The organism is Pyxidicoccus trucidator (genome assembly GCF_010894435.1).
In the GTDB taxonomy this organism is placed as follows: domain Bacteria; phylum Myxococcota; class Myxococcia; order Myxococcales; family Myxococcaceae; genus Myxococcus; species Myxococcus trucidator.
This window is the reverse complement of record NZ_JAAIXZ010000020.1, coordinates 52,624-63,244: the sequence shown is the minus strand read 5'-3', so window position 1 is coordinate 63,244 and position 10,621 is coordinate 52,624. Positions and strand designations below refer to the sequence as shown.

Here is a 10,621-nt window from a genome sequence, read left to right as displayed (position 1 = left end):
AACCGCGTGACTCGCTTCGACGATGGACGTCCGGAGATGACGCTGGAGGAGTTCCGGCTCCTCAGGGACCACGTGTACTCGCACTGCGGCATCCTGGTGCACGAGGACATGAAGTTCGTCATGGAGCGCCGGCTGTGGCCCCGGCTGGAGGCGCTGGGGCTGATGGACTTCGGCGCGTACCACCGCTACCTGCGCTACGACGCCCAGCGGCACGCGGAGCTGGAGGCGGCCGTCGAGTCGCTCACCACGCACGAGACGTACTTCTTCCGCGAGCCCTCGCAGCTCAAGGCCTTCTGCGACGAGCTGCTGCCCATCCTGGAGAAGCGCAACGGGCGCACGCGGCGGCTGCGGCTGTGGTCGGCGGGGTGCTCGTCCGGAGAGGAGGCCTACACGCTGGCCATGCTCCTCAAGGACAGCCGCCGCTTCGACGACTGGGACGTGGAGGTGTATGGCACGGACATCTCCCGGCGTGTGCTGACGCTGGCTCGGCGCGCGGAGTACGGGCCGTCCGCGCTGCGCGCCACGTCGGCGGACCTGCTGGAGCGCTTCTTCGTTCCGGTGGGCAACAACCGCGTGCGGGTGCGTGACGAGGTGCGCGCCTGGGTGTCCTTCGGCCACCACAACCTGCTGGACGAGACGGGCAGCCAGCTGGTGCCGCGCATGGACGTCGTCTTCTGCCGCAACGTGATGATCTACTTCGACCTGGCCGCGCGCCGCAGGGTGCTCCGCATCGTCCGGGACAGGCTGGTGCCCGGGGGCTACCTGCTGCTCGGCCACTCGGAGAACCTGTTGAACCTGGGCGCGGACTTCGAGCTGGTGCACCTGCGCGGAGACCTGGTGTACCGCCGGCCGGAGCTTCCAGGGCTGACGGGAGGGGAGGGGCGATGAGCGCGCAGGACTCCATCTCCGTGCTCGTCATCGACGACTCGGCGCACAACCGCCACACCCTCAGCACGCTGCTGGAGTCGGCCTCGGACGTGCGGGTGCTGGACCGCGCGGCTGACGGCGAGGAGGGGCTGAAGAAGGTCCTGGAGCTGAAGCCGGACGTGGTCACGCTGGATTTGGAGATGCCCAAGCTGGGCGGCTACACCTTCCTCCGGCTGCTGATGCGCACGGTGCCCACGCCCGTCATCGTCATCTCCAGCTACTCGCACAAGTCGGACGTCTTCAAGGCACTGGAGCTGGGCGCGTTCGACTTCATCGCCAAGCCGCCGCGCGGCACGCGCGAGGAACTGGACGTGCTGCGCGAAGAGCTGCTGGACAAGGTGCGGGCGGCGCGGCACGTGCGGCCCGGGCAGCGGCACGCGGCGCCCGGCGCGCGGGCCATGGCGGTGGCGGGCGAGCTGCCGCTGGTGGTGGCGGTGGGCGCGTCCACGGGCGGCCCCCCGGCAGTGCAGCGGCTGCTGGAGGGGCTGGCCTCGGAGCCGACCCCGTGCGTGCTGGTGTGCCAGCACATGCCCTCGCAATTCACACGGGCGTTCGCGGAACGTCTTGACCGCATCGGCCCCTTCACGGTGACGGAGGCGTGCGACGGAGACGTGGTGCAGCCCGGACATGTGTACATCGCCCCGGGTGGGCGGCACATGGTGGTAGCAGACCGTGGCACGAGGCTGGAGCTGCACACCCCGCCGCCCACGCCGCTGGACAAATACGCACCGAGCGTGGATCGGCTCTTCACCAGCGTGGCACAGGTGCTGGGGCCTCGCGCGCTGGCGGTGGTGTTGACGGGCATGGGCGCGGATGGCTCGGAGGGCGCACGCGAGGTGGCCCGCGCCGGCGGCGAGGTGTGGGCCGAGTCGGAGGAGACGGCCGTGGTGTTCGGCATGCCCGGTGAGGCCATTGCCACCGGAGCAGTGAAGCGGGTGCTGCGGCTGGGGGAGATGGGCCCCGCGCTGGCGACCCTGGCGAAGCGGAAGCGGTAGCGTCCCTGAGAGGTAGGGCGCTCGCACCCGGAGTGTCTGCCGCGGAGCGGGAGCCGGCGCTGGATCTGTGACTGTCGAACATGGCCCCGCGGGGCCGGTGGGATACCGCCTTGGCCGACAGGTCCGGGTGGTAGTCTTCAACTGATATGACGCAGCAGATCCGAGCCCTGGTGGTGGACGACTCGCAGGCGATGCGGCGCAGCATCATGTACGCCCTGCAGCGCCTCACTGGCATGGTCTGCACCGAGGCGCAGGACGGAGCGGAGGGGCTGAAGAAGCTCACGCAGGGCCGCTATGACCTGGTGCTGACGGACATCAACATGCCGCTGATGGACGGGCTGAAGCTCATCAGCCACATCCGCCAGGCGACGGACCACCGGAACGTGCCCATCGTCGTCATCACCACGGAGAGCGCGGCGGCGGACCGCGAGCGGGCGATGAAGCTGGGCGCGAGCGCGTACCTGGTGAAGCCCGTGCAGGCGAAGGTGGTGATGGATACCGTGAGGGACTTGCTGAAGCTGGACTGAGGACCGGCACGCGCTCATGGAATCCGTCTTGCGGGTGGAGGAGCTGGAGAAGGTCTACGGCGACGTGAAGGCGGTGCAGGGGCTCACCTTCGAGGTGGCTCCCGGCGAGGTGCTCGGGCTCGTGGGGCCCAACGGCGCGGGGAAGACGTCCACGCTGCGCTGCCTCGCGGGCATCCTTCCGCCCAGCTCGGGACGCGTGGTGGTGGCGGGGCATGAGCTCGGGCGCGAGACGGTGGATGCGAAGCGCGCCCTGGCCTTCCTCCCGGACGAGCCGCGCTTCTTCGAGTACCTCACCGTGTGGGAGCACCTGAACTTCACCGCGCGCCTCTACGGCGTGGAGGACTGGGAGGCGCGAGGCAAGGCGCTGCTGGAGGAGATGGAGCTGTCCGGCAAGGAGAAGTCGCTGCCGGGCGAGCTGTCGCGGGGCATGAAGCAGAAGCTGTCCATTGCCTGCGGCTTCCTGCACTCGCCGAAGCTCATCCTCCTGGACGAGCCGCTCACCGGGCTGGACCCCATCGGCATCCGCCGGATGAAGGCGTCGCTGCGGCGCCGGGCGGAGGAGGGCGCGGCGCTGGTGCTGTCCTCGCACCTGCTCCCGCTCGTCGAGGAGCTGTGCCACCGGCTGCTGGTGATTGCCGGAGGCCGCGCGGTGGCGCTGGGCAGCCTCGCGGAGATTCGCGCGCGGCTCAGCGGGGCGGAGGTGGAGGGCGCGTCGCTGGAGGAGCTCTTCATCCGCATCACCAGCGCGGCGTCGGAGCCGGGACCGCCCGCCCCGTGAGCTTTCCGCGCGCGGTGCTCTTCCTCTGGGGCGCGTCCCTGCGCAACCGCGTGCGGCGGCAGCTCGCGCGGCTTCGGCGGCCGCGCTACCTGCTGGGCGCGCTGGTGGGGCTGGCGTACGTGTACTCCGTCCTCACGCGGGGGCTGGGCATGCGGGGCCTGGGCAGCGCGTCCGCGGGCGTGCGGCTGTTCGCGGAGCTGTCGCTGGTGGGCTCGGCGCTGGGGACGGTGTTCGCCGCGTGGGTGCTGGGGCGGGACAGGCCCTCGCTGTCCTTCACCGAGACGGAGGTGGTGCAGCTCTTCCCCGCGCCCGTCACCCGGCGCGCGCTGCTGCACTACAAGCTGGCGCGCGGGCTGCTGGGCACGACGGTGGGCGCGCTGTTCGCCACGCTCTTCATCGGCCGGGTGGTGAGCAGCGCGCCCGTGCTGTTCTTCCTGGGCACCACCCTGGCCCTGGGGACGCTGTACCTGCACTCGACGGCGGCCTCCTTCACCCGTACCCGGCTGGCGGCGTGGGGAGGCTGGGGCGTGGCGGTGCACTGGGGCGCGGTGGGGCTGGTGCTGGCCGCCGTGGCGCTGGCGGTGTTCGCCACGCTGCGGACGTACCCGTTCCCCGCCGAGGTCTCCTCGTCGCGCGTGCTGCGCGGGTGGCTGCAGACGGTGGTGGAGTCACCGGGCCTGGACGCGGTGCTGTGGCCGGGGCGGGTGCTGGTGGAGCCGGCGCTGGCGAAGAACGTGGGCGGCTTCCTCCGCGCGCTTCCACCGGTGCTGGCGCTGCTGGCGGCGCACTACGTCTGGGTGCTGCTGGCGGAGGTGCCCTTCGAGGAGACGGCGGTGGTGCGGGCGGAGTCGCGCACGCGCGAGCGGGCGCTGCGGGCCTCGGGGCGGATGGCGCGGGCGGGGACGTTCACCGTGAAGAAGCCGCCCTTCCGGCTGGTGGCGCGGGGGCGGCCGGAGGTGGCGCTCATCTGGAAGAACCTCATCGCCCGCAAGCGGATGGCGGGCGGGGCGGCGGCTTTTGCCCTCTTCGTCGTCCTCGGCGGCGCCATCGCCGCGATGATGGGTGACGCGCGCCTGTTCACGGACACGCGGCGGGTGGTGGGGCCGCTGGCGCTGACGCTGGCGGTGATGCTGACGGTGGTGGGCCCGAGCGCCTTCCGCATGGACCTGCGCATGGACCTGGCGAAGCTGGACCTGCTGCGGGCCATGCCTCTCACCGGGCGGCAGGTGGTGGGCGCGGAGCTGGCGGCGTCCGCGCTGTCGGTGGGGGGCTTCCAGCTCGGGCTGCTGGGGGTGGCGCTGCTGGTGGGCCCCGGTGCGGAGGCGGAGTTGCTGGGCGACTGGTGGTGGCCCGGGGGACTGGCGCTGGCGGTGCTGCTGCCCTCGGTGTCGCTGGCGGGCCTCTTCGTGCAGAACGCGGCGGTGGTGCTGTTCCCCGCGTGGGTGACGGCGGATACCGGTGAGCGGGCGCGCGGCCTGGAGGCCATGGGCCAGCGGCTGCTGACGCTGGTGGGCTCGCTGGTGGTGACGCTCGCCGGGCTGATGCCGTCGGCGCTGGTGGCGGTGCTGGTGGGCGTGCCGCTGTGGCCCGTGCTGGGCGAGTGGGCCCTGTCGGTGGCGGCCCTGGCCGCGGCGGGCGTGCTGGTGGGCGAGGTGTGGCTGGGAGTCCTTGCCCTGGGCCGTGCCTTCGAGCGCCTGGACGTGTCCGAGGACCGACCGGAGTAGCTCCGGGGCCGTCGTCTCCTGGACGCTCGCGCGCTTTCCGTCGCTGCCCTTCCTGCCGTGGATTATCCCGGCCCCAGGGGGAAGACACACATGAAGGTCGCATTCATCGGACTGGGCAACATGGGCCTGCCCATGGCGAAGAACCTGCTCGCGGCGGGGCACGGGCTGGCGGTGTGGAACCGCACGCAGGCCAAGGCCGCGCCGCTCCAGCAGCAGGGCGCGCGCGTGGCCAGCACACCCGCCGAGGCCTCGCGGGACGCGGAGGTGGTGGTCAGCATGCTCGCGGACGACGCCGCCGTGGAGGACGCCGTCCTCGGAAGCCAGGGCGTGCACGCGGGGCTGGTGAAGGGCGCCGTCCACGTCTCGTCGAGCACCATCTCCGTGGCCCTCTCCGAGCGCCTCACGGAGGCCCACGCGAGCGCGGGGCAGGGCTACGTCTCCGCGCCGGTGTTCGGCCGTCCGGATGCCGCCGCCGCGAAGCAGCTCTGGGTGGTGACCGCCGGGCCTCGCGCGGACGTGGAGCGCTGCCGGCCGCTGCTGGAGTCCCTGGGACGTGGGCTCACCGTGCTGGGCGAGCGGGCCGCGTCCGCCAACGTGGTGAAGCTGTCCGGCAACTTCCTCATCGCGTCGATGATGGAGGCGCTCGGCGAGGCGTTCGCCCTCACGCGCAAGTCCGGCGTGGAGCCGAAGGTGTTCCTGGAGGTCTTCCAGTCCGTCTTCGCGCGCTCGCCCATCTTCGAGCGCTACGCCCAGCTCATCGCCGAGGAGAAGTACTCACCCGCCGGCTTCACCATGAAGCTGGGACTCAAGGACGTGGGGCTGGTGCTGGAGGCCGGCCGCGCCGCCGGGGTGCCCATGCCCCTGGGCAGCCTGCTGAGAGACCAGTACCTGGGGGGCGTCGCGCAGGGCCACGGGGACCTGGACTGGGCCGCACTGGGGGCCCTCGTCGCGGAGCGCGCGGGGCTGAAGCAGGGACCGCGGTAACCACGGCCTGGCCTGAAAGGCCCGGGGACTGCCACGCGCTCCAGGCGCACGTGGACACCGTGCGCCTGGAGCTCACCTGCGAGCAGGACAGCGGCCTGCTAGCGGTTGTTCACTTCAGTGGCGGGGATGGGGAAGCGCTCGTGCGGGGCGTAGGTGGGGTCGAGCTCGCGGGGGAGCGTGTCCAGCCGGTTGTAGCGGCGCAGGTCGATCCACCGGTGGCCACCCTCGAACATGAGCGAGTACCGCTTCTGCTTCAGCAGCTGCTCCAGCGCGGCTTCCTGGGTGGGAATCTGCTCGGCGGTCAGCTCCGGGAGCCGGCCGGACCGGGTGCGGATGTAGTTCAGGTCCGTCAGCGCCGGGTCGAGGTTGCTCAGGCCGATGTTGGCCTCCGCCCGCAGGAGGATGAGCTCCTCGTTGCGGATGATGGGCACCGACGAGTCGGCGCTGGCGTACTGGGTGAAGCGCAGGTCCGAGGACAGCTTCCCGTCCGCCGCGCTGGTGGACTCCTCCAGCTTGCGAACCTTGCGCGTCACGCGGTCGTCCACCCTGCCGGTCGGCGTGCCGTCCGCCGTCTCCGCGTCCGTCACGATGGACGGGTGCGCGAAGATGTTGGCGCTGAGCAGGTTGTTGTCCTGGTCACCCGAGGACGCCTGGAACGTGTGGTAGGTGCCGACGTTCAGCGACGCGACGGCCGCCGCCTTCGAGCCCTCGTCCGCGGGGACGCTGGTGTCGATGAACGACTGGCCCAGGGCGGTCAGCGCGTCCGCATACCGGCCCTGGTACACGGCCACGCGGGCCCTCACCCCGCGGTTGAACTTCAGGAACGCGGCCGGGGTGTTGAAGCCGGCGAACCCGGTGCTCATCCGGAACGGGAAGTCTTCCGCGGCGGCCAGGTGCGCCGCGCCCTCGTCGAGCAACGTGGCGATGTGGTTGAACACCGCCTCCTTGGTCTCGATGGGAGCCAGCTGGCCCAGGGGCAGGTTCACCGCGATGGGCGCGCCATTGGTGTCCCGCGTGTTGATGACGACCAGGAAGTCCAGCGCCTCGATGGTCTTCGCGTAGCCGCGGATGGCTTCCTTCTCGCCGTCCGTCACGCCCGTCACCTTGTCCACCGCCGCCAGCAGCGTGTTGGCGTTGCGGATGTTGGCGTACGGGGCCGCCCAGAAGTTGCCGCCGAAGGCCGGGCCACCCGGGTCCAGCGCGGGCCCCAGCAGCTCCTCCACGGTGCGGGGATCCGCGCCGTCGAAGATGTACGCCTCACGGCCGATGACGCCCAGCTCGGCCACGTAGCCGTTCTGGACCGCCACGCCCGCGCGGTGGCCAATCAGCAGACCCGTGGCCGCGGTGAGGACGCGAGACTCCGTCGGAGTCTCCACGAACTCGTCCAGGCTCACGCCGTTCAGGTCCGTGACGTCCAGGGTGCCGCAGCCGAGTCCCAGCACGGCGCTGAGCGCCAGAACTGCCTTCTTCGTCTGAATCATGTTCTTCATGGCCTTAGAACCCGACGTCGAGCGACGTCCAGAAGCTGCGGCTGGGGGGGAAGGGGGCGACGTCGATGTTGCGAGCGATGGCCTGGTTGCCGAAGTTGCTCACCTCCGGGTCCAGCCCCGAGTAGCTCGTGAAGGTGAGGAGGTTGCGCCCGCTCACGCTGAGCCGGGCCGACTTCACCTTCGGAATCGCGGACACCCACTGCTTGGGCAGGCTGTAGGCGAACGTCACCTCGCGCAGCTTCACGAAGCTGGCGTCCTCCACGTAGATGCCGGCATTCGTGCGGCGGTCCGTCAGGCGCTGGCGGCCGGCCTCCTCGAAGTCGGGCGACGTGCCCGCGGCGTCATAGAGGAACCGCGTCAGGTTGATGATGTCGCTGCCCTGCTGCCAGTGCCACAGGAACGACAGGCTGAAGTCCTGGTACTGGAGCGTGTTGGAGAAGCCCACGACGAAGTCCGGCTCGGTGTCGCCAATCTTCTGCACGATGGGCGTGCCGTTCTCGTCGCGGCCGACGTTGCCGACAATCTGCGTCGCCGACGCGCCTTCCTCGATGCGGAAGGAGCCCAGGGCGTCGCCGAAGCCGCCCGCGGGGAAGCCGGGCACCGACAGCTTCGTCACCCGGCTGCGGTTGAGCGCGAAGGTGGCCGAGCTGGTCCACTCGACTGCGCCGCGCACCGGCGTCACCTGGAGCATGGCCTCGATGCCGCGGTTGCGCAGCGAGCCGCCGTTGAAGATCTGGTTGGTGAAGCCGGTGGAGGGCGGCAGCGCGCGCTGCAGGATGAGGTCGCTGATGTTGCGCTGGTAGAAGGTCAGCTCCGCCACCACGTCGCCGCCGAAGAAGAGCGCGTCGATGCCGGCTTCAATCTCCCGCTGCCGCTCGGGGCGGATGTTGGGGTCGCCAGCGACGCCGGAGCCCACCAGGCCGGGGTTGCCCTGGATGTTGTTGCTGGTCGGCAGGCTGTTGAACTTCATGCCGTACAGCGGCTGGTTGCCCGTCTCGCCGTAGGCCAGGCGCACCTTGAACTCGTTCACGCTGGGGTGGAACGAGGGGATGCGGTAGGCGGTCGCCAGCTTCGGGTAGAAGAACAGCTTGTTCTCGTCGCCGTTGGCGCTGCTCTGCTCGCCGCGGATGGCACCCACCAGGGTGAGCCGCTCGTCCAGCATGAGCACCTCCTCCTGGACGTAGTAGCCGCGGTCGCGGATGAGCTGCCGGTCCTGGCGCACGCTCACCACGGTGCCGGAGTCGATGTTCGGCTGGCCGGCGTTGAGGTTCTCGGCGATGACGTACACCGAGTCGACGTTGCGCTCCTCGAGCTGGACACCGCCGGAGGTGGTGGCGACGAGGAACTTGGACTCGGGCCGGTACGTGTGCACCAGGTTGAGGCCGCCGTTGAGGTTGCGCACCTGGCTGGTGCCGAACAGCGACGTGCCCGGGAAGGTGTCATCCACCGGCTCGAAGTTGAGCTCGGGCGGGAAGAGCACCGAGTTCTCCTGCTGGAAGCGGTCCACGCCGGCGTTGGCGAGGATGCGCAGGTGGTTCACGTCGTTCTTCAGCAGGTTGACGGTGATGTCGCCAGAGCCGATGAAGCGCCACACGTTCTCGTCGTTCTTCACGAGCGCGGCGGTCTGCAGCGGGTTGGCGCCGTTGCCCAGGAGGGGGTTCTCCGGGAACACGCCGGCCGAGTCCGCCTGGAGGTCCAGGAACTCCGGCGCGTACGGCATCGTCATGTAATAGGTGATGGTCTGGTTGTCGTTGTTGGTGAGGCCGCGCTGTCCCAGCGTGTGGATCAGGTTGGTGGCGACATTGACCTCCACCGCCTCGCCCAGCTTCTGGCCCAGGTTGAGCCGGAACGACTGCTTCTCGTAGCCGGTGTTGGCGATGATGCCTTCGTCGTTCTTCACCATCGCCGAGGCGAAGTACCGGGTGTTGCCGCTGGCGCCGCTGACACTGGCCAGCGTCTCCGAGGACAGGTCCCTGCGGCCCGCCAGGAGCGCTTCCTGGTCGAAGGTGCGGCCGGGCTGGTAGTACGCGGCCGCGTCCTCACCGTAGGTGTCGATGACCTCCTGGACGTTCTCGAAGCGGCGGGTGCCAATCTTGTTGGCCAGCGAGTAGAAGCCCAGGCGCTGGGTGACGTCGACCTTCGGCTCACCCTCCTTGCCGCGCTTGGTGTTGATGATGACCACGCCGTTGGCGGCCTTGGAGCCGTAGATGGCGGCGGCGGACGCGCCCTTGAGGACCTCGATGCTCTCGATGTCGTTGGGGTTGATGTCCGCGATGCGGTTGACCTGGTTGTCCTGCGTGGGGTTCGGGTTGGAGCCGCCCACGGAGTCCGTCACGGTGTAGATACCGGACGCAATCGCCACGTCGCTGACGAGCACGCCGTCGATGACGTACAGCGGCGCCGTGGACGCGTTGATGGTGGACACGCCACGCATGCGCATCTGGATGCCGCCGCCCGGGGCGCCGGAGTTGCTCTGGATGTTGGCGCCCGCGACCTTGCCCTGCAGCGCCTGGTCCACCGTCTGCGCGGGGGAGCGGTTGAGCTCCTCGGCATTCACGGAGGCCACCGAGTTGGCCAGGTTCTTACGCGCCACCTCGCTGGCGCGACCGACGACGACCATCTCCTCCGAGAAGATGTTGTCCAGCTGGACGTTGAGCTGACGCTGCTCGGCGCCGATGCGCACCTCGCGCTCGCCGTAGTCCTGGCTGGAGAAGAGCAGCGTCACCGGGCCCGCCGGCACGTTGGTCAGCGAGAAGGTGCCGTCCAGCTCCGTCTCTACGCCCTGGGTCGTGCCCTTGATGATGACGCGCACCAGGGGCAGTCCTTCGTTGGTGAGCCGGTCAGCCACCCGACCCGTCACGGTGCGTCCCGCTACGACGACCACCGGGGCCGGCTGGGCCACGGGAGCTGGAGCGGCCGGACTGGCTGCCGCGGGCTGGGGAGCCGGAGTCGCGGGTGCCTGCGCCGCGGGCGCTTGGGATTCGGGAGCTGGCGCCGCGCTGTTCGCGTCCTGCGCCAGGGTTTCCAACGAGAAGAGTGCGATTACGCACCCCGGGATCAACGCCCTTCTCAGCGTCATTCGGTCCTCACACCTGTACGATTGAACGGCCCCCCCTGAAGGATGCCGTGGACTTGAATCGTCCCTGGGTGAACGCTTCCGAGTCAACGACATATCTGGTTTTGCGAACCTGCCTGC

8 protein-coding genes are annotated in these 10,621 nt (G+C 70.0%); 6 read left to right on the top strand and 2 right to left on the bottom strand.

Translation table 11 applies throughout. The features are described 5' to 3' along the window. Window positions 1–6: 6 nt before the first annotated feature. From G4D85_RS39280 to G4D85_RS39255, 6 genes are all read left to right on the top strand, one after another. Window positions 7–888, top strand: a complete 882-nt coding sequence (locus tag G4D85_RS39280) for a CheR family methyltransferase (protein ID WP_205525905.1) — start codon at window positions 7–9, stop codon at window positions 886–888. After that, window positions 885–1,922, top strand: a complete 1,038-nt coding sequence (gene cheB / locus G4D85_RS39275) for a chemotaxis-specific protein-glutamate methyltransferase CheB (protein ID WP_164019372.1) — start codon at window positions 885–887, stop codon at window positions 1,920–1,922. Before G4D85_RS39280 ends, cheB begins: the two co-directional genes overlap by 4 nt. 146 nt (window positions 1,923–2,068) lie before the next feature. Then, window positions 2,069–2,449 carry a response regulator gene (locus G4D85_RS39270; RefSeq protein WP_164019371.1) on the top strand — a complete coding sequence of 127 codons (381 nt, stop codon included), beginning with the start codon at window positions 2,069–2,071 and terminating at the stop codon, window positions 2,447–2,449. A 16-nt stretch (window positions 2,450–2,465) separates the two neighbouring features. Next, window positions 2,466–3,227 (top strand): ABC transporter ATP-binding protein, encoded by a 762-nt coding sequence (locus tag G4D85_RS39265; protein WP_164019370.1) that lies wholly within the window; start codon window positions 2,466–2,468, stop codon window positions 3,225–3,227. After that, window positions 3,224–4,951, top strand: a complete 1,728-nt coding sequence (locus G4D85_RS39260; protein ID WP_164019369.1) for a putative ABC exporter domain-containing protein — start codon at window positions 3,224–3,226, stop codon at window positions 4,949–4,951. Before G4D85_RS39265 ends, G4D85_RS39260 begins: the two co-directional genes overlap by 4 nt. Before the next feature lie 90 nt (window positions 4,952–5,041). After that, on the top strand, window positions 5,042–5,935 hold the full coding sequence (locus G4D85_RS39255) for an NAD(P)-dependent oxidoreductase (RefSeq protein WP_164019368.1): 894 nt from the start codon (window positions 5,042–5,044) through the stop codon (window positions 5,933–5,935). A 98-nt stretch (window positions 5,936–6,033) separates the two neighbouring features. On the opposite strand, the gene G4D85_RS39250 is transcribed toward G4D85_RS39255, so the two are convergent. After that, window positions 6,034–7,425 carry a RagB/SusD family nutrient uptake outer membrane protein gene (locus G4D85_RS39250; protein WP_205525904.1) on the bottom strand — a complete coding sequence of 464 codons (1,392 nt, stop codon included), beginning with the start codon at window positions 7,423–7,425 and terminating at the stop codon, window positions 6,034–6,036. Window positions 7,426–7,429: 4 nt separating this feature from the next. After that, window positions 7,430–10,504: a SusC/RagA family TonB-linked outer membrane protein gene (locus G4D85_RS39245; RefSeq protein WP_338052936.1), complete on the bottom strand. Its 3,075-nt coding sequence runs from the start codon at window positions 10,502–10,504 to the stop codon at window positions 7,430–7,432. Window positions 10,505–10,621 lie beyond the last annotated feature (117 nt).

Bases quoted from the DNA above. Each gene is read 5' to 3' on its own strand.
- cheB (WP_164019372.1), top strand. From the start codon at position 885: ATGAGCGCGCAGGACTCCATCTCCGTGCTCGTCATCGACGACTCGGCG.
- G4D85_RS39270 (WP_164019371.1), top strand. From the start codon at position 2,069: ATGACGCAGCAGATCCGAGCCCTGGTGGTGGACGACTCGCAGGCGATG.
- G4D85_RS39265 (WP_164019370.1), top strand. From the start codon at position 2,466: ATGGAATCCGTCTTGCGGGTGGAGGAGCTGGAGAAGGTCTACGGCGAC.
- G4D85_RS39255 (WP_164019368.1), top strand. From the start codon at position 5,042: ATGAAGGTCGCATTCATCGGACTGGGCAACATGGGCCTGCCCATGGCG.
- G4D85_RS39250 (WP_205525904.1), bottom strand. From the start codon at position 7,425: ATGAAGAACATGATTCAGACGAAGAAGGCAGTTCTGGCGCTCAGCGCC.
- G4D85_RS39245 (WP_338052936.1), bottom strand. From the start codon at position 10,504: ATGACGCTGAGAAGGGCGTTGATCCCGGGGTGCGTAATCGCACTCTTC.